Below are 25,351 nucleotides of genomic sequence, written 5' to 3' on the forward strand. Positions count from 1 at the left end.
CCGTCTACAACGTCGCTGTCTCCTCTATCTCGCCGCGTATCGCGTTCGCGAGCAGCGGACGCATCATCCCGACGAGCGGTGCCTCGCCGCTGTCGGTCCAGACGGCCCGGTGCGTGCGGACGCTCGGAAGCTCCGTCGAGGCGTCGGCACTGACCAGCAGCGCCTCGCCGTCGGTCATCAGGACGCTCGACACCGCCCCGTCCCGGATGGGGACCGTCTCCCACCAGGTCCAGGTCTCGACGACGGTCGCGGTCGGGACGTGGTCCGCGATGCGTTCGCGGATGGACTCGTCCGGCGACCCGATTGTCACGGCGACGCCGCCGTCGCTCGCTGCGGCGACAGCGTCGAGCAGGTCCTCGGTGAGGAGGTCGGGGGCCGCGACGGCGAGCATCACCTCGTCGTCGGCTGCCCCGACGAGCGTTGCCATCCGTTCGGCGACCTCGTCGCTCCCGTCGGTGACCCAGATCTCGCCGCCCTCGTCGTCGCGTTCTCCCTCGCGGAGCTGCGGGAGGAGCTCCGCGAGGCGTTCCAGCTTCCGGTCGACGCGCCGCTCGATGGTGTCGAGGGCGTCGTCGGAGTCGCTCCCGCGGTACTGCCGGGGCTTGGACTGCTGTACGTCGACGAGACCGCGGTCCTGCAGGGTCTCCATGCAGTCGTACACCCGTGCCTGTGGAACGTCGGCGACCTCGCTGGTCTCCTTCGCGGTCCCCTGTCCGATGCGGGCGAGTGCGACGAAGCACTTCGCCTCGTACTCGGTCAGTTCGAACGATTTGAGGAGTCCGACCGTCTCCGCGACGACGTCGTCGGTCGACCCCGCGTCGGTGTCTGTCATGCTCGGTCAGGTCGTTGGGTCAGGTTGGGTGGGTACTCGTTTAGTCGTTCGCCCTTCGTCCCGTGGCCGGAGTGCCCGTCGAGGCCGACGAGCGGGACCGGCACCATCAGGCCGTCGCCTGCGGCGTCTGCTGGAACTCCTCGTCCGCCTGGAGCAGCTCCTTGTAGCGGTTCCGGATGGTCACCTCGCTCACGTCGGCGGCCTCGCCGATCTCGCGCTGGGTGAGCTTCTCGTCGGTCAGCAGCGACGCGGCGTAGATGGCCGCCGCCGCGAGGCCGACCGGGGACTTCCCGCTGTGGACGCTCTGGCGCTTGCCGGCCTCCAGCAGCTCCTCGGCGCGGTGTTTGAGCTCGGTGGGAACGGCCAGTTCCGAGCAGAACCGGGGCAGGTAGTCGAGCGGGTCCGCCGGCTCCAGTGCGAGGTCCAGCTCCTTGACGATGTAGCGGTACGCGCGGGCGAACTCGCGGCGGTCGACGCGGCTGACCGGTGCGAACTCGTCGAGGCTCCGGGGGACGTTCGCCTGCCGCGCGGCGGCGTACAGCGACGCCGTCGCCATCGCCTCGATGGACCGTCCCGGCAGGAGGTCGTCCTCCAGTGCACGGCGGTAGATGACGGACGCGGTCTCCTGGACGTTTTCCGGGAGGTCGAGCGCGCTGGCCATCCGGGTAATCTCGCCGAGAGCCTGCTTCAGGTTGCGGTCGCGGGCGCTCTGGGCGCGGAAGCGCTCGTCCCAGGTGCGCAGGCGCTGCATCTTCTGGCGCTTGCGCGAGGAGAGGGCCGACCCGTAGGCGTCCTTGTTCTGCCAGTCGATGACCGAGGAGAGCCCCTTGTCGTGGAGCATCTGGGTCGTCGGTGCGCCGACGCGGGACTTCTCGTTCTTCTCACGGCTGTCGAACGCGCGCCACTCGGGGCCGTGGTCGACGAGGTCCTCCTCGATGACCATCCCGCAGTCCTCGCAGACGGTCTCGCCGTGTTCGTCGTCGGTGATGGCGTCCGCGCCGCACTCGGGACAGACCTCCCGCTCGTCCTGGGTGCGCTCGGACTCCTCGGCCCGGCTCCGCTCGCCCGCCCTGGTGTGCCGTCTGTTGCGCGACGGCGCTCGACTCTCGGTCGTCTTCAGCGTCTGTTTCGGTTCGGTCATGGGTGAACCATCGAGCGGCTCGGGTGCTCGTGTACCACCACCTATGCTGTGTACTATCTTAATAGTTTCTGCTAGAGTACTACGATAGTAGGAAACGAAATTGGGCCCGCAGACCGGGTGCAGTCCTGCGGTTTCGGGACCGAAACCGGTCGGACAGCCCGCCCATGGCTACGATGGCCGTACCCGTCGGTGACCGACGACGAACACGGGGCGGGACCTGGCATCGCGTCACGGACACAGGATACCACGCCCCCACACTTCGGCACACACCGCTACAGGTTAGGTACGGTGCGCTCCAGGGCCGGAACGCGTCTCAGAGCTGGTGTCGCGTGCCGTCCTCGGCGGCCGCGTACACCGCCTCGACCGCACGCATGTCGACGAGTCCGTGCTCGCCGTCGGCCGGGATCGGCTTCCCACCGAGTACGCGGTCCGCGAAGAAGCAGAAGACCTCGCGCATCTGGTCGGCCGGCTCGAACGTCACCGTGGTCTCCCCGTCACCGGTCGACACCAGCAACTCGTTCTCCCGGTCGCCGAAGAAGCCCGGACGCATCCGGATCTCGCCCGCGGTGCCGACGACGCGGAACTCGGCCGTCTTGTACGCGTTCTGCGAGACCGAACAGAGGGCGGTGACGCCGTCGGGGAACTCGAGCTGGAAGCTGGCGCGTTCGTCCGGTACGCGGTCGAACCACTCGCTCCCGCCCGACCAGGTCGACGCGCTCACGGCCGTCGGGTCGGCGTCGAGCACGAACCGGGTGGTGTTGATTGGGTAGACGCCGAGGTCGGTGACCGACGCGCCGGGGCCCGCGAGGTCGGGCTCCAGCCGCCAGTGCGACGGGTCGTCGAACATCTCGGCGATGGGCTGGGACATGTGACCGTGGATCTGGACCGGGTCGCCGACGACACCTGTATCGACGAGGCGTCTGACCGCCCGGCACGCCCGGTCTGTCTGCATTCGGTAGCCGACCATCAGCGGCACGTCGGCGTCCTCGCAGGCAGCGACGAGGCGCTCGGCGCGCTCCACCGACGCCTCCATCGGCTTCTCGCAGAGCACCGCCTTCCCGAACCTGGCGGCGGTCTCGACGTGCGGCAGGTGGAGCGCGTTCGGCGTGCAGACGTACACCGCGTCGTAGGCGTCGACTGCCTCGCCCACGTCGAACTCCTCGTACGAGAGCGCGTGTTCGACCGAGTCCCAGTCGGCGACGGCGCGCTCGCGCTTGCTCGCCGAACTGCTGACGCCGACCGTCGCGCGGCAGTTGTCGAGGTCCGCGAGCGCCGGCAGCACCCGTTCGCGCGACCACCAGCCGAGGCCGACGATGGCGACCCGGAGCGTGCCGTCGGCTGTCGGTTCCCAGTCGCGCTCCCCGGTTCCGAGGTGTACGTCGAGGTCCATACTGGAGCGTCCACGGCGACGACCGTAACTCCCCGGTCCACGGCGAGACTGACGTGAGCCGGCAGGGCGACGAGGGCAACCGTTTTCGCCCGCCGGCCCCACTGCCCGAACGAGGACCGTGTCCCACGTCGTCGCCGGAACCAACCTCGTCGTGACCGCCCTCCTCGCGCCCGGCATCGTCGCCCACGAGTTCGCACACGAGCTCGCCTGCCGGCTCCTCGGGGTGCCCGTCCACGGGAGCGCGTACCTGAACCCGCTGGCGAGCGACGCGTACGTCGACCACGAACCCATCGAGTCGTTCCCCGCCGACGCCGCCGTCGCGCTCGCCCCGCTGGTCGTCAACACCGGGCTCGCGCTCGCGGCGTTCGGCGGCGCGGTCGCGCTGCGCGGCACGCCGGTCTGGCCCCTCTTTGCCTGGGTCGGAGGGACCCTCGCGCTCACCGCGTTCCCGAGTCACACCGACACGGAGTCGTTGATTGAGACGGCGCGAGCGCTCCCGCTGCCAACCCGCCCGTTCGGCCTGCTCCTGGCCGTCCCGGTCCGACTGGCGACGGCCATCCCGGGCGTCTCGGGCTTCTACGGCTTCTTCTACGCTATCTGGCTCTACGCTGTCGTGGCTGGTCTCGGTCCCTGAGGAGGGACACCCTAATGTACCACGGTCCCCACGGTTCGGGGTACCATGGACTACAGTGCGGTCTTCTTCGACCTCGACAACACGCTGTACCCGTACCAGCCCTGCAACGAGGCTGGCAAGCGGACGGCCTGGCAGCGAGCGACGGCCCTCGGCTACGACCTCGACCGCGAGGCGTTCGAGGCCCGGTACCAGGAGGCCCGGAGCGAGGTGAAACGCGAGCTCGCCGGCACCGCGTCGGCCCACGAGCGCTTCCTCTACTTCAAGCGGCTCATCGAGATCCACACTGGAACCCACAAGTCCCGGCACGCGCTCGAACTCGGCGAGGCGTACTGGGAGGCCTACATCGACGAGATGGAGCTGTTCGACGGGGTGCGCGAGACGTTCGACGCCATCGGCGCGGCCGGGCTCGACATCGCGGTCGTCAGCAACCTCACCACGCGGATCCAGCTGAAGAAGATCGAGCACCTCGGCATCGAGGGGAGCATCGACCTCGTCGTGACCAGCGAGGAAGCCGGTTCGGAGAAGCCCGCATCCATCATGTTCACGTTGCCGCTCTCCCAGCTCGACCTGCGGCCGAGCGAGGTCGTCATGGTCGGCGACTCGGTGACGGCGGACATCGAGGGCGGCAACGCCGTCGGGCTGACGACGGTGCTGTTCAACTCCGACGAGACGGAGCTTTCGAGCCGGCGACATCCCGACTACCACGTCGACGACTTCACCGACATCGCTGGGGTGGTCGCGGCATGACCCTCGAACAGCAGCGGCAGGCCGTCGTCGACTGGGCACCCGAACTCGCGGACCTCACGCCGGGGCGTACCGGCAACCTGAGCGTGCGCGATGGCGACGCGTTCGCGGTCACGCCCACCGGCGTCCCCTACGATGGCTTCGACGCGGCGGACGTGCCGGTCGTCGACCTCGCGGGCGAGCAGCTCGCCGGGGAGATGAAGCCCTCCAGCGAGGTGCCGATGCATCGACACCTCTACCGGTTCCTCGACACGGGCGCGGTCGTGCACACCCACTCGACGTGGTCCACGACGATGTCGGTACTCCACGAGCCGCTACCGCCGGTCCACTACATGATCGTCGCCGTCGGTCGCGAGGTGCCAGTCGCCGAGTACGCCCCGTACGGCACCGAGGAGCTCGCCCGGAACATCGTCGATGCGATGGACGAGGCGGACTCGCGGGCCTGCTTCATCGAGAACCACGGGCTGGTCGTGACCGGCGAGGACCTCCCCTCGGCCGTCGAGAACACCGGCCACGTCGAGAACCTCTCGCAGGTGTACCTGCAGGCGAAGGAGAACGGCGAGCCACAGGCGCTCTCCGACGAGCAGCTCGCGGTCGTCGAGGAGAAGTTCGAGTCCTACGGGCAGTAGTCGTCCACCGACGCTATCGGGTCCGGTGAAGTTCGTCCGGCCGGGCTGGCCGAGTCGTCGCGGGGACAGAAAGATTCGGTGGACGGGCGGCGGCGGGCACGACCCCCGCCCGTCGTCGTTGCCACCGGCGGCCTGGGCAAGGGGCCGGTGGCGACCGAAACCGTGCGACCGACGGGTGTGGGCAGGCACGAACCCGTGCCGTCGGCAAGCCCCCGGGGACCTGGGCAAGGACCCAGGGGCGTGACAGGACCAGCGGCGTGCAGCCACGTCGGCGTCCCCCCGGGCGCCAACGCGGTCAGGGTCGAGCGTCTCGACCCTCCGTATCCCCCATCACGTCGACGTGACCGAAGGTTCCACTGATCCTACTCGGGTAGTCGGGAGCTTGTACCCTCAACTCACCGACCGACACAGTGTCCCACGACGTGAGTTTTAATAACACCCCTGACAAATCACCTACGACGATACATGAGTCCCGACGACGTCGATACGGCGGTCGAGCTCCTCGACCGACGACGACAGGTGCTGGGTCACCTCGGGGGGGACGGACATCACGTCAGGGACCTCTGTGACGAGCTCGACGTGTCCCGCTCGACGGTCAACCGCGCCCTTCGAGAGCTCGAGGATGCAGGCTGGGTCGAACGTGCCGACGACGGCTACGTCCGGACGACGACCGGGTCGCTCGCCCTCCAGGAGTATCAGGATCAGATCACGGCCCTCGACGCCGTCCAGACACACGCGGACGCGCTGTCGCCGCTCCCCGGTGACACCCCGCTCGACCCCGCGGTGCTGTCCGAGGCGGCCGTCGAGACGGTCGCGGACACCGAGACGTTCGAGCTGGTGGGGACGCTCCGCTCGGCGTTCGAGGACGCGACCGCCGTCCGCGGGGTCTGGCCGACCGTCACCGACGACCGGACCGTCAGCGCCCTCGCGTCGCTCGCGGACGACGGTCGCCCCCTCGCCCTCGCCGTGGACGAATCGGTCCACGCGACGATGCGGGGTGTCGCGCCGGCAGCCTTCGGACCGAGCGACACCGAACACTGTCGTGTCGAGACGACCGACGACGTGCCGACGCGACTCGGTGTCTTCCTCGTCGATGGCGAGACCGACCGGCGCGTCCTCGTGACGATGTACGACGAGGACGGCACCATCCACGCTGTCGCCGACGTCCCGGCGGACGACACGGCGTGCACCTGGACCACGTCGCTGTTCGACGCCGCCGGTGTGCCCTCGTTCGAACGGATGGACGCCATCAGCCCCATCGTCGGGACGGCGACCGACGCGCCGACCTGGGACGACGCGACCCAGGACACGCTCCGGACACAGGGGTTCGTCCCCGTGGACGCGAGCACGCTCGCACACGAGGGCGAGTGGTCGCCCGGGGCCATGCTCCGCACGACACCGACGCTCGCGGCCGTCGCGGCGGGCCGGACCCTCGACCGCGAGCACGTCGTCGACGGGCAGCGACGCGAGTTCTCGGTCGACCTGCTCGACACGCTGGTTGCGGGCCGGAATCTGGCGCTGGTCGGCCCACCGGGCTCGGGAAAGAGCACCGTCTGCAAGTCCGTCGCGTGTCGCTGGCGGGACCGTGGCCTCGGCCCGGTCTGCTACCGCGAGAGCGACAGTGCCGCGGTGCTCGACGACCCGTTGACGCTCGCCTCGTCGCTCGATGCGGCGGCTGGAACGCCGCTGGTCGTCGTCGAGGACGCCGTCCGCCCGGCGGCCAACGCCATCTTCGAGACCGTCGAGCAGGTCACCGACGAGGTCGCCTTCCTGTTCGACGCCCGGCGGTCCGAATGGGCCTCGCCGCCGGAGCCGATGGACCCCCGCCGCGAGTCGCTCCGACGCGATGGCGTCGAGTTCGTCCCCATCCCCGGCCTGGACGACGAGGAACGCGAACGACTCCACCAGCACGTCGAGGCCATCGTCGACGGCCCGATCCCCCCGTTCGACGAGTTCGTCGCCGACGAGGACCTCGCCGACGGCTCGTGGGGGACACCCCAGGCCACGGGGAGCGAGGGGGCCGGGGAGCTGCTGACGCTGGCACACCGATACGGCCACGCGGCAGACATCTCGCTCGACCGTGACCGCCGGGCCGCGAGTCCGCTGTCGCGGAACGTCCGTGACGTCTACGACGCGGTGGCCGACGACCGGAACGTGCTCGTCGTGGCGACGCTCGTGAACGTGCTCAACGCCACCGGCCTCCCGGTGGAACGAGACCTCCTCGACACGCTCGCGCTCGTGGACGGCGGCCCGGAGGCCGACGACGTCGAGACCGCCATGGACGTGCTCGAGGGTCGGGTGCTGTTCCCCGACGAGAACGGGATGGAGCTGGTCCACGACGAGTGGTCGCACCGGTTCCTCGTGCGCCTCGTCGAGGAGCGCGAGGACGCGAGCGCACATCGCATCTTCGCGGCGGCCGCCAACCCGCTGTTCCGACTCGTGACCGACCCTGCCCTGCGCGACGAGCTCGTCCGCTACCGGCAGGGGGACGCGCCGACGGTCGCCGCGTTCGACGACAGTCCGGACCACTGGCGGGACGTGGTCGTCGACCGCGTCTACGACCTCGGTCGGGACTCCCCCAGCCTCGCCGCGCTGTACGGCCACCCGAAGTACACCGAACTGACGCTGCCCGACTCCTGTTCGACCCTCTGCCGGCGCAAGGCGCTCGTGGGGCGGGCGCAGATGTACGTCAACGCGAGCGAGTTCGAGGCCGGTCGGCAGGAGTGCGACCGCATCGAGGAGATCGCGGAGGCGCTCGAGCCGGAGCGGAAAGGCACGGTGCTGCGGGCACGGAGTCTGGATGTCCGGAGCATCATCGCCGAACACAGGGGCAAGTTCGAGCGCTCGCGGGAGCTGGCCGAGGAGTCGCTGGCCCTCGTCCGCGAGGCCGACGACCGGAAGGGCGAGGCGTCGGTGCTGAACGGTCTCGGACTGGTCGCGTGGTACCAGGGCGACATCGACGAGGCCGAACGCAGACTGCGGGACGCACTCGCTATCTACGACGAGGTCCAGGTGAAACAGACCGAAGCGTCGGTTCTGAGCCACCTGGGAATCATCCAGCGGGAGCGCGGGAACCTCGAGAAGGCCCTCGAGTTCTTCGAGGCGAGCCACCGGCAGTACCACGAGATCGGTGCGCGAAAGCGGGCCATCAGCACCAGCATCAACCTCGGGGTCGTCGCCAGGGACCGTGGCGACCTCGACGAGGCGGTCGGCCGCCTCCGCGGTGCCGTCGAGGAGGCCCGGCTCCTCGGCGTCGCGAAGCACGAGTCGAACGCGAACAGGGCACTCGGGAACGTGCTCCGCTGGCGCGGCGAGCTCGACGAGTCCGCAGCGCATCTGGAGCGTGCCCTCGAGATCGCCCGTGAGGAGGAGTACCGGTTCCACGAGTACCGCGCGCTCCGTGGACTGGCCGCGACCAGGCGGGAGCGGGGCGAGCTCGACACGTCGGAGCAGCTGCTGGACGCCTGCAGCGAGCTCGGGTCTGACGTCGGTGACGAGCGTGGCAGGGCGCTCGTCCGGGCACACCGTGGTCTGCTCGCGCTCGCCCGCGAGGACGCCGGGGAGGCGACCTCGTTGCTGGGCGACGCCGTCGAGACGCTGGAGTCGCTCGACCGGTCGCCCGGACTGGCGCGGTCGCGACGCTGGCACGCCCGCGCACTCGACGCCGCGGGAGAGCACGAGCGAGCCCGAGACGCCTACGAGGCGGCGGTCGACCAGTACGAGGTCATCGGCGCTGCCCCCTACCTGCGTGAGACGCTCGACGAGCTCAGCGAGGTCTGTGAACGGACCGGCGCGGACGACACCGCGGCGACGTACCGGGACCGGCTGGACGCCCTCGAAGCTAATAACTGAGGCCGTCTCAGCCCGCCGTGATACGAACTTCTTAATATATCGTGGCGTGTCCGTTAATACATGACAGTCGTCAGCGTCTCCATGCCGGAGGAGTTGCTCGAACGCATCGACCAGTTCGCGGACGAACACGGCTACACGGGCCGGAGCGAGGTCGTCCGTGAGGCCTCCCGGAACCTGCTGGGCGAGTTCGAGGACAAGAAACTGGAGGACAGGGAGCTCATCGGGGTCGTCACCGTGCTGTTCGACTACGAGTCCTCGAAGGTCGAACATCGGATGATGAACCTGCGTCACGAGTACGAGAACCTCGTCGCCTCGAACGTCCACAACCACGTCGGCGACCACTACTGCATGGAGCTGTTCATCCTGGAGGGGAGCCTCACCGACATCTCGACGTTCGTCGGGAAGATCCGCGCCACGAAGGACATCCTCTCGGTCGACTACTCCGTGATGCCCATCGACGACGTGGGCACCATCGCGTAGATGTCCGAGCCGACCGTCCTCGTCGTCCGCAACGAGGTCGACCCCGACGCGGAGTACCACGAGGAGGCGCTGCTCGCGCAGTTCGACAGCCCGGTCGTCGCGCGCTACCCGGACGGCGACACCCCCTCGCTCGACGGCGTCGACGCGGTCGTCCTCACCGGCAGCACCGCCGGCGTGTACGAGGCCGACGACCACCCCTGGATGGACGACGAGATGGCGCTCGTCGAGGAGCTCGTCGACCGCGAGATACCGACGCTGGCGGTCTGCTTCGGCCACCAGCTCGTCAACGCCGCACTCGGCGGGACCGTCGAGCACGTCGGCACCAACGCGACGCTCGTCGACGTCGAGTTCGCGGACGACCCCCTGTTCGACGGCGTCGACCCCGTCGTCCCAGCCGTCCACGGCGACGCCGTCACCGAAGCCGGCGACGACCTCGACGTGGCCGTCTCGGCCGAGCACTGCGAGGTGTTCGGCACCAGACACCGCGAGGCACCGCTGTGGACCGTGCAGTTCCATCCCGAGTTCACTGTCGCCCAGCGCGACCGACTCGAACGCGACTTCGGCTGGTCCGACGGCGACCACGCGTTCGAGGGCGTCGACGTGACGCGGGTGTACGAGAACTTCCTGCGACTGGCCGCCGACCGCTGACCACTCCGGTCGGCTACTGGCCGTGCTCCTCGCGACCTGTCAGTGACGCGACCGCCTCCCGCTCGCGGGCCGTCGCGACCATCGACCGGATCGACGACTCGTCGAGCCGGTACTCGCCGCTCGACTTCTCGCGGGCGACGACGCCCTCGCGCCGCAGCTCGGTGAGCGCACTCTGGATGCGGTCGCCGCCGGTGTCGACGAACGTCGCCAGCTCGCTCACCGTCAGCGGCGCCTTCTCGCCGAGCACCGTGACGACCTCCCAGGTGTAGCGCTCGTTGCAGTCCGCCTCGCGGATGGCCCGCTCGATGCGCTCGGTGACCGGCTCCGTCTCGACGAGCTCGGTCACGTCCGCGGTCGCGTCGACCTGGCTCTCGGCGGTCCCGGTCGTGTCCGCAGCCCGCCCGGAGCGCCGGCGCTGGAGCTGGTCGACGGCCATCTCGAGGAACGCGATGCGGTCGCGCTGGTCCTGCACCACGTCGGCGTCGACGTCCCCGCCACGGAGCGAGTCGGCCTCCTCACGCAGGCTCTCGTTGCGCTTCTCCAGCCGCTCGACCTCGCCCTCCAGCTCGCGCACCCGGCGCCGGAGCTGGTTGCGCTCGGCCTCGATCTCGGCGTTGGTCTGGTCCTCGTCGCCGTCCTCGCCGACGGCGGCCGCCGCGCCGTCGTCCTCACCCGTGGGGAGCGTCGACTGCTCGCCGGGGGTCTCGATGCCGGTGTTGCCCGCGACGGCGTCCGCCATCTGCTTCGCGGCGTTCGAGATGTCCTTCGCGCGTTCGAGCTCCTCCTCCAGCGTCTCGATGCGCTGTTCTTTCTTCTCGACCTCGGCCTCCAGCTCCAGGATGCGGTTCTCCCGGCGCGACTTCTCCTCGCTGATCTCCTCCAGGTCGTCGACGAGCGAGTCGCTCACGGACTTCAGCTCCGGGCGCTCGAAGTCCTCCAGCCCCGGCGTCGCGCCGGCGTCGAACGTCCGCTTGCGCCGGAACTGCACCGTCTCGACCTCCTGGTCGGCCCAGTCGGACATCATGAACGCCTGCCCCGCGTCGAGGTCGGTCACGCGCTCCTCGTACTCGTTACCGAGGATGCGCCCGACGACGTTGGTGTCGTTCTCCCAGGTGAGCCGGTGCCAGACCAGCCAGTTCGCCTGCGTGATGAAGTCCTTCTTCACGTCGGCCGGCCGCTGGCTGATGCCGACGATGCCCAGCCCGTGCTTGCGCCCGCGCTTGCCGATCTTGATGAGCATCTTCCCCGTCTCGTCCATCCCGCCGCCCTCCGGGATGTACTCGTGCACCTCCTCGACGACCAGCAGGAACGGCTTCTTCAGCTTCTTCTCCTTCGCGAACAGGTGCTTCGCCGTCTCGAGGATGAGCTCGTTCGCCTCGCCCTCGTCGAGGTAGCCGGACACGTCGAGGATGATGGGGACGTTCTCCTCCAGCGCGAGGTTCGCCATGCGTTCGGCGTGCTCGGGTGCGATCTGGATGTCGCACTCCTCGTCGGCGCCCGCGTGGAGCAGCTCGTACTCCTCCTTCAGTCCGTAGTACTCGCCGTCTGTGTCGACGATGAGCAGGGGGAAACCCGCCTCGAGCAGCTCCTCGGCGATGACGCTCGCGGAGTTCGACTTCCCCGACCCGGACTTGCCCGTCACGAAGCCCCGCCCGGTCAGCAGTTCCACGACGGGGACCTCGACCGCGTCCCCGTCAACCGTCTCTCCCAGTAAGATCTCCTTCGTCTCGCTCATACCCGTCCTGCGCGGATACTTTCACCCGGGCTACCTGTATCTTTCCGTGGGGGTCGGCTACACCTGATGTATCTCGGCGCGCTCGCCCTGGTAGGCGTCGGGCACGTCACCGATGCTCCAGCCGGGGTTCGTCGTCTCGATGTAGGCGTACGTTCGCCCCTGATGGTGGTACTTGTACCCCTCCAGCTCCGGCCCCCAGATGCCGACGCCCATGTGCCCGGGCGGCTGGATGAGCACGGCGTCCTTGTTGAACGCGGGGGCCTCGAGCACCGCCGCGAGCAGGATGGCGGTGTCCTCGCAGTCGTTCTGGAGGTCGACCAGCGTCTCCAGCATGAACTTCGTGTAGTCGTCGAAGCCGGCGGTCACGCTGTCGGGCGCGTACGGGAGCGACTGGACGAAGTCGACCGCGAACTCCACCTTCGCGTTCTCGCTGGTCGCGTCGTTCGACTCTGCCTCCTCGTACAGGATCGTCGCCAGCTCGTTCGCCGTGCCGTTGACCAGCTCCACGGTGACGTACTCGTCCCTCGCCCGTCCGCGCGACCGACGCCACGACCGTTCGTGGGCCGACTTGAACGCGAGGAGGTTGAGCTCCCAGTCCCTGCCGGCCGTCCGGCCGGTCACCGTCAGCAGGTACGCTCCCTCGATCGGGGTCCGTCCGTAGCGGCTGCCGCTCGACTCGCCGGGCTCCTCCTGACTCGGTGCCCGTCGGATCCGCTCCTCGCCGGAGTAGACGACGAACGGGTCCGTCTCCATGACGAACTCCGTCTGGTCGGGGTCGACCTCCGCGATGTCGGCGTCACCCGGCAGCAGGAAGACCACGTACTGGAGCCGTTCGTTCCGCGGCGCGGTCGACAGGTCGAAGTCCACCGTGATGGACTGCCGGCGCTGGGACCGCTGGAAGCGCTCGCTCGTCGCCTCGGCGATCACCTGCTGACGCGGGTACTCCATCAGCGCGACGTACAGCTTGCCGACCTCGGAGTCGCCCACGGGCTGGTCGGGGTACACCTCCACGTCCAGTCCGTCGATGCTGTAGGACTTCACGTGGGTCCGGTTGCGCCAGTACTCGTCGGTCACGGTGAGTTCCCCGCCGTCGGACGGCGACTCGGCGGGCTGGGGCGCTCCGTCCGGCGTCGTCGGGGCCCGCTTCAGGGAGACCAGCGGCAGGTCCTGCACACGGCGAAGTGAGTCGTCCTGCGGGCGAACCAGGTCACCACGGTCGACCGGGTTGCTCTGGCGCCTGCCCGGGTCGTCCTCCGTCGGCACCTGCACCCTGCTGACACAGCCACCCAGAAGGGAGGTCGCACCAGCGCAGGCTCCAAGCAGGTGCCGTCGCTTCATGTTGTCCTGTCGTAACGACCCAGGGATTATAAAGCATACTGTTATCCATTCACATAGGTAACCCGGTTATGGCGTCGATACCCGCTCGAATCGGTCGTTATCGAGCGTCCCGGTCGGACAGGTCGACCTGTCACGTTGCCGACCGGCTACCGAACCCCCGTGGCCACGGTCGATAGCGCCGCGACGGCCACGCGACAGGCACTGTCGGTAGCAGGTGCCTAGCTCTCCGGGGTGGTACCACCGAACTCGAACGCCGACTCCGATGACGTCGACCGCCCGGCTGCGCGCTCGGACAGCTCCTCGCCGAGCGCCTCGGCTTCGCGCTCCGCCGCGGACGCGCCGGCGCCGGGGAGGTTCTCCCGGGCCGTCTTCGCGGGCTCGAAGTCGATGACCTCCGTCTCCTTCGGCATCGCGTGTATCTCGATGCCGCGCCACTCGCCATCGACACCCAGCAGCGCCTCGGAGAAGCCGGTCTCCTCGTTGCCCGGCACGGCGTTCTGGACGAACCGCATCTGGGCGTGGTTCAGCTCGAACTCCTCGGCCCACTCCTCGTCCATGCCGTCGAGCCGGTGGAACTGCTTGATGGCGATCTGGTCGAGGATGGCCTCGCTCTCGTGGTGCTCGAAGAACTCGTCGACGGTCTGGGTGATGAGCCTGATCGAGAGGTCGTGGTGACGGTGGTGTCTGAACACCGTCTCGAGGTACTCCAGGTTCGCCGCGTCCTGCATGATGTAGCGTGCCTCGTCGATGGAGAAGACGACCTCCTTCTCGGTCTCCTTGGCGCGCTCGTACACCAGCGAGATGAGCAGCTGCATCAGCAGGCTCGTCGCACCGCCGACGCTCCCCTCCTGCTGGGCGAGGTCGAGGTAGACGACCTTCTGGTCGCGGAAGTCGAACTCCGTCGGCTTCCCCAGGTTCGCGTACCGGCCGCCCTCCTCGAACGGTCGGAGCTGGTCGATGAGCCACCGCGCGTCGTTCGTGATCTTCTCCGTCTCCTCCGGCGTCCGGACGACGTACTCCTCGGGCTCCTTCACCATGTCCTCCAGCACGTCCATGACGGTGCGGATGGTCGGGCTGTCGCGACCGTGGGTGGACACGTCCTCGGTGATCCCCCGTCGCTCGTACGCCTGGTCGAGGGCCGCCTCGAGCGTCGTTCGCCGGTCGCCGAGGGTCACGTTCCGGAGCTCGAAGTAGTTCACGAGGAAGCTCATCGCGTCGTCTTTCTTCTCCTTGAACGGGCTGGCGTCCTGCCCCATCGTCTCCTGGACGTGCTCCGGCGTCGGCTTGATCTCGAGCGGGTTCAGCCCGAGGGTGCCACCGACGGTGATGCGCTGTGCACCCAGGGCCTCCGCGACGCCGGACCAGTTGCCGAGCGGTTCGAGGATGATGCCCATCCGGTCCTCGCTCTGCTCGATGGACCGGACGAAGTTCTGCTTCGCGCCGAATGACTTCCCGGAGCCGACGTCCCCGACGGTGAACATCGAGTACCCGTTGTCGCGCTGGAACGGGTCGACGACCACCGGGCTGTCGGTGTCCTTGTGGAGCCCGAACTCGACCCCACCTTCCTCCAGGATGGAGGCCTCGTTCATCGAGGCGAACAGCGCCCCGACGGCGCCGCCGAGCGCGATGGACTCGCGGCCGAACTCGTTGTACCCGATCGGCGCCGCCGACTGGAGTGCGAGGTCCTGCTTGCAGATCGCGGTCTTCGGCGTGAGGTTCGCGGGGTCGTCGCGGAGCTTCGAGCGCATCTTCCGGGTCGCCTCCTCCAGCTCCTCGCGGGTGTCCGCTCGCACGGTCAGGTACATGCCCTGGTCGAAGACGCGGGTCCCGCTCTCGACCGACTTGTACGTCGATGCGGCCTCGTTCGCGCGCTCCTGGAGGTAGTTCCCGCGGACGCTCTCCTCGAGGTCCGCGTCGACCTGCAGCTCGTCCGCGACGTTCCGGAGCTCGTCGCGGGCCGCCTCCTGGTTCTTCGGCCGGAGGTGGACCGTGAGGTCGAACTCCACGTCCGTCGTCTGGAACACGTCCGAGAGGTAGCCGTCGGAGGGATAGTCCGGGTAGTCCGCGACGTACAGCGTCGTGGTCCACTGTTCGCCGACCCGGGCCGCACGCGTCTCCCACTCGACGGCGTCCGGGGCGACGGCGTCGGCCTGCATGTCGTGGACCTCGTCGATGACCGCCCACCCCTCGGCTGCGGCCGCCTCCATCTCCTCGTCCATCAGCTCGTGCATCTCGACCTCGGGTTCGTCGTCGCCGAACCAGTTCAGCGGGTTGAGCCTCGAGAGGAGCCCGGAGCCCTCATCGCCGGTCTCGCCGGCGAGCTCCTCCGTTTCGAGCCCGTCCGCGTCGAGGGCGTCCTCGTCGCCGTCGACCGACCACTCCGCGTCCTCCGGGGGCTCCGCGGGCGCGCCGTCGTCGTCGTCGTCCGCGGTCTCCGTCCCTTCGTCGGACGGCTCCGAATCCGGCTGCTCGCCGTCCGCCTCCGCATCGTCCTCTGCATCATCTGCGGGCTGCTCCTCGGCCTCCTGGGAACCGCCGAAGAAGCCGAGTGCGAGCGTGGCGGTTGCGAGGAGCAGGGCCTCGCCGGCCACGGCGAACTCAGTCATCGGTGTCACCCCGTCCCTTCCGACCGATGGCCGGGCTGGCGGTCAGGGACTCCGACGCCGTGCCGAACTCGTGCTCCTCACCGTTCCAGAAGTCCAGAGAGAGCCCGAACAGCTCGACCGTGCTCAACCGTCGGGAGTCCCAGCCGTTGACGTTCTGGATCAGCTCGTCCTCGATGGTCGCGAGCCGGTCGTCGAGCCGGTCGAACATCTCCATGTGCCGTTCGGCCTCGGTGAGGTCCTGGTGGCGCCCCACGAACGGCGTGAAGAGGATGCCCAACAGCGTGATGTTCGAGAGCTTCTCGAGCGGCGTCGGCTCGTGCTCGTAGCGGTTCCTGATCTCGAACTCGTCGACCTGTACCCCGACGTAGAACTGCAGCTCCTGTGCCCCACGGGCCCGCATCTGGCTGGGCCGGCGCTCGCGGTACTCGTCGAGCAGTTCCGCGAAGATCGGGTTGTTCTGCACGTCGTCGTCGAGCATCCGCTGGTTCAGCCGCTCCACCAGCTTCTCGACGGGGTACGTGCTCGTCGTCGCGTGGAACTTCAGCGTGAAGTCGAGCTCCTTGTTCGCGAACTCGGAGCACGCCTCCTGGATGGCCGCCCAGTCGTCGGCCATCGCGAAGTCCATGTTCCCGGGCTCGACCTGGATGTACGCCTCCATGACGCCGTCGCGGCGCTGGATGGCGCCGGCGCCGGGCCAGGCCCGCTCGATGTTCGTCAGATCCTGCGTCCGTTCGTCCGGTTTGAACGGGGTGTAGTTCAACAGACCGCCCTCGTTCGCTGTCGTGTCCGTCGGGGTCTCTGTCATCGTTTCGTAGTACGGGACGCTGTACGTCCAGTTCGGCCGCTTCAGATGCCGGTAGATGGCACCCATGTACTCCGGTGCCGTCAGGTGCGACGGCGTGACGTACACCACGCCGAGCATCAGGACGAACGTCGCGACCAGCGTCGGCAGGATGAACGCGTCTATCGTCATCGCGACGACCAGCATCGCGACGATTGGCACCACCACGACCACACCGACGTCCCCCTCCGAGATGTTGAGGTAGGGGATGCGGCTCTCCTCGCCGAACTGGTCCATGATACGTCGGTTGGATTTGTCTTCGGTCGACATGTTCAGTCACCTCTCGCGTCGTCGTTCGTTCGTCGATACGACTCGGTGCCCACGTTGCGTTCGATGACGCGCTGGGCCGCGCCGGTTCCGTGCACCTCCGCGCTGACACGCGAGGCAACCTCCACCGCGCCGGTCTCGATGCGTTCGCGGATCGGTTCCGCGTAGGCGAACGTCTTCCACGTCACCCACAGCAGGAGCACGGGGAAGGTGATGCCGACGAGGAACTGGACCGACGACGGCGACCCGGACACCTGACCGAGCAACTGGAGATCGTTGAACAGGATGTCGTACACCATCAGCAGGGCACCCGCGGGCAGCGGCAGGAGCACCCAGGTGAAGAAGTGCTTCACGAACCGCTTGGCGATGGCCGAGAGGTACGGGATGTTCCCGAACATCAGGGCGATCCCGATGGGCATCGCGTAGAGGTAGACGTACAGCACCAGCCAGCGGAGCATGAAGATGGTCCGGACGGCGAAGGCCGCCAGCGCGCCGACGGCGTACAGTGGCAGCAGGAAGACGGGGTTCCTGCGGATATCGACACCCGTTGCACCGCTGACGGAGTTCGCCCCGGGCTGCTGGATGTCGTTCGAGCTGATGACGACGTTGACGTACTCCGCCATGTAGTCGAGTATCGTGTTGTACGACCCGCCGCTGACGGCCAGGTCCGGGATGAGGGCCGTGGTGAAGCCCTGCGCGAGGTAGAGCACCAGGACGCCGAGCCAGTACCACGTCACGATGGCGAAGAAGCCGATCCAGGCGGATTTGCGGGTCCGCCGTGCTACTTTCGTGTTCCCGTAGTTGAACACCTTCGCCGCAGAGTGACCCTGGACACAGACGACGAGCAGGACGACACCGAAGACGAGCATCTTCGGCGAGCTCCCGCCGAGTGTCGTCGCGTCGTAGATCCGACCGAATATCTGGTTCGACGCCCCCGGGTCCTGGAATATCACACCGGGATTGTACGCGGTACTGGGAACGGGTGTCCCCAGGAGCGATGGGTTCCCGCCACCCTGATGCAGGCTCCCGCTCACTGCGCTGAAGTCGTCGAACGCCTGGATGGTCGCGATGCGCAGCCAGTTGATGAGCCACGCGACGATGTCGCGGAACCACTGGAGGCCGTAGTCGCTGAGGTCGCCCCCGGCCTGGAGGACGACCGTGGTATCCGAGAGGAGCGCCGGGGGCCGCCTCATCGTCGCCCCCGCCTCCGTCCGAACTTGCTCAGCACGTTCTTCGCGACGAACAGCACCAGTAGCAGCGGCAGCGCGTACAGCGCCACCTGGGTCACGTAGTCGACGAGCTCGCCGAGCGTGTCGATCGAACGTTGTTTCACGACCGCCGAGTCGTCGGTGTAGGCGGGGTCGGCACGGAGCCAGGACCCGGCATCGTAGCGGACGTTGAACCGACCGGTCCGGTTCAACGTCACGTTCGCGACGCCCGGTTCGTCCATGCGGACGCGTTCGCCGTTCACCGTCAGGTAGCCCGAGCGGTTCTGCACGCTGGGGCCGCGCAGCGGGTCCGGAGCCTGTTCACGGAGGTCTATCGGGTCGCCCGTCTGGTTGTCCATGAGTTCGATGTGTAGCGTCGTGTGCGAGTCGTTCGAGCGGCTGGGCAGAACCTCGACCGTGAGGTTGCTCCGGTTCACGTCCCTGACGATGTCCACGTCGTCGCCGAGGACGGAGGCGTCGACGTTCGAGAGGTTGACGAGGTACGCCTCCTCTCCGCGGACGATGCCGTGGACGCGCAGCCTGTCCCGCGAGATGTCGTCCGCGCGGATCGCCACGCCGTAGGACGGCTCGTAGCTGTCCGGGGCGACGTCGACGTTGACGTTGGCGGCAGCGATGCCGGAGGCGGGGGAGTCGAACTCCGACCCCCAGACGTCGAGGATCTCGGACTGGTTCCCGCTCGGTTCGATGGTCGCACCGGTCGCCGACGGGAACGCGTGGACGTACGACGGCAACGCGACCGAGGCCTGGGAGCTGCTGCCGGTCTGTGATCTGACCTGGAGCGTGTCCCAATCGGTGTCCCTGCCGGTGTAGAACCGCCAGTTGCCGGTCACGTCCACCGGCGTCCCGTCGAAGGTGAACCCCTGCCACGGACGCGACTGGAAGACGACGACACCGCTGTCCCTGCCGGGGTACTCCGCGTAGTACGGGTACGCCTTCAGGTTGTAGATGCGGACCGCCATCGGGTCGGACTCGGGCTGGTGACTCACCCGCACCTCCTCCGTCCGGGAGGTCGTGTCGATGTCGCAGTCCCAGAAGTTACTCGAGTTGTTCGGGGTGTAGTACGTGCAGTCGCGCTGCCGGGTCGAGACGGTCCGCTCCAGCGTGACGTTGATGGTCGCACGGACCACCAGCGACGTGTCGCGGCCGTAGAACTCCTGGTACTCGTAGACGGTCAGGTGGCCGTTCTGGTTCATGTCGGCGTCGTAGTCGCCGTTGTCGTTCGACGGGTCGACCTCCTCGCCGTCCCGGAGCAGCGTCACGTCGACGATCTCGCTGTCGACGTACTGCCAGTCGATGTCGACGGCGGTGGCGTCATCGTATCCGGGTGGCAGGCTCTGGTCCTGCCCCTCGGGGACGACCACCCGGTAGTCGACGAGCGACCGGATGCTGCCGTTCGGTGGGACGTAGTGGTGTCTCTCGGAGGGTGAGACGTGACCGATGGTCGAGGGGTGGCCGCCGAAGATGGTCGAGTGTGCGTCGCGCACGATGACCGCCGAGGCGACGCCGTCGCCCCAGTGGTCGTTCATCCCGCCCTGTGTCCCGTCGGTGAACACGAACGTGCTCTGGAAGTCGCGAGCGTTGGCCGCATCGGGCGGTACCACGGACCGGTTCCGGTTCTGCAGGTCGAACGACCGGGTGAGGTCGAGGTGGTCGTTCTCGGACCAGACCGAGGCCGCTTCCGGCGGCTCCTTGTACGAAACGTCGGTCGCGTTCGCCAGCTGGAGGAACGATTCGCTCCCCGAGGCGTTCGACGGGTCGTCCACGTCGTGGGACCACATCAGTGCGACCGTCTGCTGTGAGAGGCCGTACTGCGCTTCGGGGTCGGGCGGTACGTCGTCGGCGGTCGATGCGGCAGTACTGGTGTCGGTCGTCGACGGGGCAAGCAGCCCGGCCCCCTGTACCGAACTCGCCAGTAGGAGTGCGGCGACCGCCATCGCGAAGAGGGACCGGTTCATCGTTCTCTGGTCCCGTGCTAGAACTGCGTGAGCGAGAGGCAGCCCAGCTGGCTCGACATGATCTGGCTCGAGAACACGGTGAACATCGGCCCGATGAGGACCATCACGACGGCTGCCTTCATCGTGCTGCTCTTGTACTCCTTGATGTTGCGCTTCTGTCTCTGGCTGAGCGTCAGGACCTCAGCGACCGAGCCACCCTGCCAGACGGCGAAGACGCCGACGAGGCCGGCGACGGTGGTGATCTGGAAGAACGTCTCGACGAGGTCGCCGAGGTTGTTCGTGGTACTTGCGTCCTGGCAGACGATACTGTTCGGCTGTGCCATCACCGGCTGCACGGCGACCATGCTCAACACGGCGAGCGTGAACATGGCGAGGAACGCCTTGCGTGCGGTGAACCATCCGTTGCTGCTGTCGTCGGAGTCGGTGTTGTCTGTCATTGTCTCGATTGCGGGTCGTTCTCTACGAGCGACTCGAGGTCGCTCGGGCGGTCCGTCTGCTCGACGAGGTCGTCGAGGTCGAGTCCGGCCTCCTCGGCCTGATCGACCAGCTGCCGAAGCTCGTGAGGTTCGACGCCGTGTTCCTGCATGACCTCCCGGATGGCCTGTCGGTACAGGCCGGATGCGTTGATGTGGGAGTTCCATTTCAGGAACAGGACGTCCATCTTCTCCACGGTGACTGTGGTCGACTTCATGCTGAGTGTCGGCCGGCGGTGTCGTCTGGCTCCCGATACATCCTCACTTACTTTCCTGCCATGGATACATATAAAATTAACCTTCAGCATTTGCTTTTAACTCGAGACACCTATTCAGCAAAGGTAGAAGTTGTAAAATCCACGTTCATAACGTCTGAAACGTCTCTACTCGGCAGAAATCTTGATACCGGGTGCGACCCAGTTACGGACGAGTTCCACGTGGGCGACCCAGACCAATGATACCGCTCGTCGTCGCCGAGAATCTCCCCTGGTGGCTCGGTGTCCCCCTCGCACAGCTCCTGTTGCTGCTGGGGGGCATCGCCATCGAGAAGACCTACGTCAACCGAGTGACTCCCTTCACCGGCTCGATGGCGGTGTTCGTCCACGTGCTCGTCTCCGGGGAGTCCTCCATCTGGACCGGGCTCTACCTGGACGTTGGCCTCATCCTCGGTCTCTTCGGGGTGTACGCCTACGCGGAGAACATCGTCGTGAACAGACCCGAGTTCAAGCTGCTCTCGTACTTCGCCTACGCACCCCTGACGGTGATACTGGTCGTGCTGCTGCCGAGCTGGCTGCTGTTCCCGGCGATCATCGTCGGGGCGGTGGTCAACTTCAAGCTCGTCGAGGAGCTGGAGCCCGCGAAACCGTACTACTTCGGCCACCCGGACGAGGAGCGCGACGAGGGCGGGGCGGACGTCGGCGACATCATCACCGTCGTCAAGGAGCGCGTGCAGGACCTCCAGGAGACCGTCGAGGCCCAGCGCGAGGCGAGCTAGAGCCGTTCCTGCAGGCGCTCGTACAGTGCCTGCTCGCGATCTGCGACCGCGAGCACCGCTTCGCTCGCCGCGTCGTACGCACGCTGGCTCTCCTCGGGGTCGTCCGCGAGGCCGGCGCGTTTCAGCTGCTGGGCGACGGCGCCCCAGTCCTCGTCGATGGCGTGTCCCTCCGCGACGAGCTCGTCGTCGACCGCGGTGAGTTCAGCGCTCACCTCGTCGAGGAACGGCGCGAACAGGCCGCGGAAGGCGCTCCCACCGGTGCCTCGCTTCTCGACGTTCTGGTACGCGAACCGGGTGCACCAGTCGGCGTCGGGCAGGTCGGGCCAGTTGGGGAGCGAGCGGCCGAACGCACGCAGCCCGTCGAGCCCGTTCGTCGCCGCTCCCCTCCAGGTCATCGACTCCGGGTCGAGCATCGCCTGCGCGGTGGTCCGGAGACCGTCGCTGGCCGCGTCGGCGACCGACCGCGATGGGTCGTCCACCGCGACCAGCCAGTCGTTCGTCAACGGGCCGTAGAACCCGTGCTCCGAGCCCATCGCGTCCCGCAGGTCCGCGAGCGCGAGCCGCTGGAGCTCGTCGAACTCGCTGTCCGCGAGGGTCACGCTCTCCCCGTCGTAGTCCACCGCGACGACGACGTGCGGGCTGAAGTGGACGTCCGAGTCGAAGTACGGCAGGTAGAAGATGTCGACGAACAGCAGGACCGGTCGTCCGGCGTCCAGCTGTGCGGTCACGTCATCCCAGGCACTCTCGAACGACTGTCCGGAGCCCTCCTCGACCGGGATTCCGAGGTGCTCGTGGAAGGCTCTCTCGAGCCACGGTGTACGACCGACGAACTGCTTCGTGGGTCCGTGCTCGGACTCGATGAAGCTGAAGCCGAGTCCCGCGCCGATACCGAAGCACATCGGCTCCGAGAGCCCCCACCGCCGGTACGCCGCCACGTCGGTCAGCGACGTGGAGCCGCAGTGGGCCCCCGTCGAGTGCTCGAATCCGTCCAACATGGCTCGACGGACGGTTCGGTGGTAAAAATCGGTGCCGGAACGACACGGAGACGACGACCGGTCGCCGTCTCACCCCGACGGCGCCGCGTCCGCTGGGTTGACGACGCTGGCGCACCGACCGGCCCTATGGCCGATATCTCGCTCACCCCGGTTCCCCGGGGCCAGCTCGTCGTCGACGAGGGCTACCTGTTCGAGGACGTGGGGCTCGCCACCGCTTCGACCCCCGAGCCGAGCCACGAGCGCGTCAGGTGTCCGGTCTACAACGTCGTCGTGGAGCATCCGGACGCGACCATCCTCTGGGACACCGGCTCGCACCCCGATGCCGCCGACGGTCACTGGCCTGCAGCGATGCACGACGCCTTCACCCACGAGGACCTCCACCCGCTGTCCGAGGACCTCGACGCGGCGGGGTACGACATCGCCGACGTGGACGCCGTCGTCCAGAGCCACCTCCACCTCGACCACGCGGGCGGGCTGGCGTCGTTCGCCGGGACCGACGTCCCCGTCTACGTCCATCGCGAGGAGTTCGCGTTCGCGTACGTGAGCGCGAAGACGGACGCCGGCGACGCCGCCTACCTCGCAGCCGACTTCGACCACGAGCTCGACTGGCGGCTCGTCACCGGCGAGCGAACCACCCCGTTCCCCGACGTGGAGCTCGTTCACCTGCCGGGCCACTCACCGGGTCTGCTGGCGACGGTGCTCCACCGCGCCGACGACACCGTGATTCTGGCGGGCGACGTGGGGTTCGTGGACGAGAACGTCACGGAGCGCCGCCCGATGGACGGCTCCCTGCTCTGGAACAAGCAGGCGTGGTTCGACAGCCTCGACCGGCTCGCAGACCTGCGCCGTCGGCACGGCGCGACCGTGCTGACCGGTCACGACCCCGACGCACCGGACCGTCTCGAATCGCTCTGACCCGGTCCCACCGTCCAGACCACCGGCTCCCAATCGCTTTTCCCGGAGCCTGCACATCCGGTGGTATGGCAGCCCCAACCGAACGCGTGCAGGCGGTCGAGCGGTCGAGCATCAGGGTGATGTTCGACCTCGCGGAGCGGCACGACGGCGACCTCGTCAGGCTGGAGGTCGGCGAACCGGACTTCGATACGCCCGCACACGTCATCGACGCCGCCGCGGCGGCCGCCCGCGCCGGACGGACCCACTACACCGCGAACGCCGGCCTCCCCGAGTGCCGGACCGCCATCGCCGACACGATGCGCGACCGCTACGGGGTCGACCACGACCCGGACGAGATCTGTGTCACCGTCGGCGGGATGGAGGCGCTCCACCTCGCGGTCCTCGCCACCGTCGGCCCGGGGGAGGAGCTCGTCGTCCCGGGCCCGACGTGGCCGAACTACGAGACACAGGCCACCCTCGCCGACGGCGAGTTCGTCGAGGTCCCGATGCCAGCCGAGGACGGCTACGCGCTCGACGCGGACCGCGTGATCGACGCGATGGGTCCCGACACCGCGGCGGTCGTGCTCACCACGCCCTCCAACCCGACCGGCCGGGTGTTCGATCCCGACGAGTGCCGCGCCGTCGTCGCGGCCGCCGCCGAGCACGACGCCTACGTCATCGCCGACGAGGTGTACCTCGGGCTGACCTACGACGGCGACCCGACCGGCATCGCCGCCCACACCGGTCACCCCGACCACGTGCTCACCGTGGGCTCCTGCTCGAAGACCTACGCGATGACGGGCTGGCGGCTCGGCTGGCTCGCCGGCGACAGCCACCTCGTCGACGAGGTCGTCAAGACCCACGAGTCGACGACCGCCTGCGCCTCGACCATCGCCCAGCACGCCGCCATCGCCGCGCTCACGGGTCCGCAGGAGCCAGTCGAGGCGATGTACGACGCGTTCGAGTCCCGCCGCGACCTCGTCGTCGACCGCATCGCGGACATCGACGGGCTGACCGCCCCCCGGCCCGAGGGCGCGTTCTACGCCTTCCTCGACCCGGGCGTCGACGACGACCTCGCCCTCGCGAAGTTCCTCCTGCGCGAGCACGGCGTCGTCCTCGCGCCCGGCAGCGGCTTCGGCGACACCGGGGAGGGCAAACTCCGCCTCTCGTTCGCCAACTCCGAGGAGCGGCTCCACGAGGGCTTCGACCGGCTGGCAGCCGGGCTGCGCGCGTACCGGAACCAGTAGACGACGCGGATTTTCTCGCCCGGCTGCTGTGGCGCGCGGCTGGCGAACGTGTCGAGCGCAGCGAGACTGTGAGCCATCCGCGCGAGGGACGAGAAGCGCAGGGAGCGCCAGCGACTGAGCATCGCAGTCGGCTGGGGAGGCGTGAGGTGCGGTGCTGTGCGGGGTGGGACTGAAAGGGGCGAGGCGGTCGGCGAACCCGGGCCCAACAAGGGACGCGAGAGCTCCGCTCTCGCGAGTCTGAGCGCGTCGCGCTCAGGCACCGCAGGAACGAGGAGCGCAGTTGGGGTCCCGGGAGCCGAGCGCCTCGGGGCTTTCTGGCTGTTGTCGACTCCAGCGAATCCCACGACAGAGTGGCTTTCTGGGTGTTAATGGTGCAAGCGAATCCTACGACTGAGATGCCGTTCCTGTCCAGCCCTAACCCAAGAAA

At 68.1% G+C, this 25,351-nt stretch carries 21 protein-coding genes; 9 read left to right on the top strand and 12 right to left on the bottom strand.

All coding sequences use genetic code 11. From position 1 onward, the window contains the following. Window positions 1–4: 4 nt before the first annotated feature. The 3 genes from ACSG06_RS07080 to gfo6 form a co-directional block, all read right to left on the bottom strand. Window positions 5–832 (bottom strand): TrmB family transcriptional regulator, encoded by an 828-nt coding sequence (locus ACSG06_RS07080; RefSeq protein ID WP_440989560.1) that lies wholly within the window; start codon window positions 830–832, stop codon window positions 5–7. Window positions 833–938: 106 nt separating this feature from the next. Beyond that, window positions 939–1,973, bottom strand: a complete 1,035-nt coding sequence (locus ACSG06_RS07085) for a transcription initiation factor IIB (RefSeq protein ID WP_440989561.1) — start codon at window positions 1,971–1,973, stop codon at window positions 939–941. A gap of 313 nt (window positions 1,974–2,286) precedes the next feature. Then, the gene (gfo6, locus tag ACSG06_RS07090; protein WP_440989562.1) at window positions 2,287–3,363 is read right to left on the bottom strand and encodes a D-xylose 1-dehydrogenase Gfo6; all 1,077 of its coding nucleotides are present in this window, start codon (window positions 3,361–3,363) and stop codon (window positions 2,287–2,289) included. A gap of 118 nt (window positions 3,364–3,481) precedes the next feature. Here gfo6 and ACSG06_RS07095 point away from each other — a divergent pair, with 118 nt between their 5' ends. The 6 genes from ACSG06_RS07095 to ACSG06_RS07120 all read left to right on the top strand — a co-directional run bounded on the left by ACSG06_RS07095 (window position 3,482) and on the right by ACSG06_RS07120 (window position 10,350). Next, window positions 3,482–3,997, top strand: a complete 516-nt coding sequence (locus tag ACSG06_RS07095; protein ID WP_440989563.1) for a hypothetical protein — start codon at window positions 3,482–3,484, stop codon at window positions 3,995–3,997. A gap of 45 nt (window positions 3,998–4,042) precedes the next feature. Then, entirely contained in the window at window positions 4,043–4,744 is a 702-nt protein-coding gene (locus ACSG06_RS07100) for a ribulose-1,5-bisphosphate 5-phosphatase (RefSeq protein WP_440989564.1), read from the top strand. After that, a complete protein-coding gene (locus ACSG06_RS07105) occupies window positions 4,741–5,370 on the top strand; it encodes a ribulose-1-phosphate aldolase (RefSeq protein WP_440989565.1) in 630 nt (209 codons plus the stop codon). The genes ACSG06_RS07100 and ACSG06_RS07105 overlap by 4 nt, the downstream gene beginning before the upstream one ends. Window positions 5,371–5,835: 465 nt before the next feature. Then, the gene (locus ACSG06_RS07110) at window positions 5,836–9,222 is read left to right on the top strand and encodes a tetratricopeptide repeat protein (protein WP_440989566.1); all 3,387 of its coding nucleotides are present in this window, start codon (window positions 5,836–5,838) and stop codon (window positions 9,220–9,222) included. A gap of 60 nt (window positions 9,223–9,282) precedes the next feature. Next, window positions 9,283–9,702: a CopG family ribbon-helix-helix protein gene (locus tag ACSG06_RS07115; protein WP_440989567.1), complete on the top strand. Its 420-nt coding sequence runs from the start codon at window positions 9,283–9,285 to the stop codon at window positions 9,700–9,702. Then, window positions 9,703–10,350, top strand: a complete 648-nt coding sequence (locus ACSG06_RS07120; RefSeq protein WP_440989568.1) for a type 1 glutamine amidotransferase — start codon at window positions 9,703–9,705, stop codon at window positions 10,348–10,350. Between the two features lie 13 nt (window positions 10,351–10,363). Here the strand turns inward: ACSG06_RS07120 and ACSG06_RS07125 are convergent, their stop codons facing one another. The 8 genes from ACSG06_RS07125 to ACSG06_RS07160 form a co-directional block, all read right to left on the bottom strand. Beyond that, the gene (locus ACSG06_RS07125) at window positions 10,364–12,085 is read right to left on the bottom strand and encodes an ATP-binding protein (RefSeq protein ID WP_440989569.1); all 1,722 of its coding nucleotides are present in this window, start codon (window positions 12,083–12,085) and stop codon (window positions 10,364–10,366) included. Window positions 12,086–12,142: 57 nt separating this feature from the next. Next, on the bottom strand, window positions 12,143–13,423 hold the full coding sequence (locus tag ACSG06_RS07130; RefSeq protein WP_440989570.1) for a hypothetical protein: 1,281 nt from the start codon (window positions 13,421–13,423) through the stop codon (window positions 12,143–12,145). A gap of 218 nt (window positions 13,424–13,641) precedes the next feature. Further along, entirely contained in the window at window positions 13,642–16,029 is a 2,388-nt protein-coding gene (locus ACSG06_RS07135) for a VirB4 family type IV secretion system protein (protein WP_440989571.1), read from the bottom strand. Continuing rightward, window positions 16,022–17,140, bottom strand: coding sequence for a TraC-like domain-containing protein (locus tag ACSG06_RS07140; RefSeq protein ID WP_440989572.1), 1,119 nt, complete (start codon window positions 17,138–17,140; stop codon window positions 16,022–16,024). Before ACSG06_RS07140 ends, ACSG06_RS07135 begins: the two co-directional genes overlap by 8 nt. Window positions 17,141–17,142: 2 nt before the next feature. Then, window positions 17,143–18,330 carry a TrbL/VirB6 family protein gene (locus ACSG06_RS07145; protein WP_440989573.1) on the bottom strand — a complete coding sequence of 396 codons (1,188 nt, stop codon included), beginning with the start codon at window positions 18,328–18,330 and terminating at the stop codon, window positions 17,143–17,145. Beyond that, the gene (locus ACSG06_RS07150) at window positions 18,327–20,321 is read right to left on the bottom strand and encodes a DUF8186 domain-containing protein (RefSeq protein ID WP_440989574.1); all 1,995 of its coding nucleotides are present in this window, start codon (window positions 20,319–20,321) and stop codon (window positions 18,327–18,329) included. Before ACSG06_RS07150 ends, ACSG06_RS07145 begins: the two co-directional genes overlap by 4 nt. Window positions 20,322–20,338: 17 nt before the next feature. Further along, on the bottom strand, window positions 20,339–20,758 hold the full coding sequence (locus ACSG06_RS07155; protein ID WP_440989575.1) for a DUF7985 family protein: 420 nt from the start codon (window positions 20,756–20,758) through the stop codon (window positions 20,339–20,341). Further along, window positions 20,755–21,012, bottom strand: a complete 258-nt coding sequence (locus tag ACSG06_RS07160) for a hypothetical protein (protein ID WP_440989576.1) — start codon at window positions 21,010–21,012, stop codon at window positions 20,755–20,757. Before ACSG06_RS07160 ends, ACSG06_RS07155 begins: the two co-directional genes overlap by 4 nt. 236 nt (window positions 21,013–21,248) lie before the next feature. Between ACSG06_RS07160 and ACSG06_RS07165 the strand changes: the two genes are divergently transcribed. Then, complete coding sequence (locus ACSG06_RS07165; protein WP_440989577.1) at window positions 21,249–21,788, top strand: hypothetical protein; 540 nt, start codon at window positions 21,249–21,251, stop codon at window positions 21,786–21,788. On the opposite strand, the gene ACSG06_RS07170 is transcribed toward ACSG06_RS07165, so the two are convergent. Continuing rightward, window positions 21,785–22,783: a BtrH N-terminal domain-containing protein gene (locus ACSG06_RS07170; RefSeq protein WP_440989578.1), complete on the bottom strand. Its 999-nt coding sequence runs from the start codon at window positions 22,781–22,783 to the stop codon at window positions 21,785–21,787. The genes ACSG06_RS07165 and ACSG06_RS07170 overlap by 4 nt on opposite strands. 126 nt (window positions 22,784–22,909) lie before the next feature. Here ACSG06_RS07170 and ACSG06_RS07175 point away from each other — a divergent pair, with 126 nt between their 5' ends. Together ACSG06_RS07175 and ACSG06_RS07180 are read left to right on the top strand one after the other, a co-directional pair. Further along, window positions 22,910–23,698, top strand: coding sequence for an N-acyl homoserine lactonase family protein (locus ACSG06_RS07175; RefSeq protein ID WP_440989579.1), 789 nt, complete (start codon window positions 22,910–22,912; stop codon window positions 23,696–23,698). A 65-nt stretch (window positions 23,699–23,763) separates the two neighbouring features. Then, window positions 23,764–24,924, top strand: coding sequence for a pyridoxal phosphate-dependent aminotransferase (locus ACSG06_RS07180; RefSeq protein WP_440989580.1), 1,161 nt, complete (start codon window positions 23,764–23,766; stop codon window positions 24,922–24,924). Window positions 24,925–25,351 lie beyond the last annotated feature (427 nt).

Origin of the sequence: Haloarchaeobius baliensis, assembly GCF_052060055.1 — an archaeon.
In the GTDB taxonomy this organism is placed as follows: Archaea; Halobacteriota; Halobacteria; order Halobacteriales; family Natrialbaceae; genus Haloarchaeobius; species Haloarchaeobius baliensis.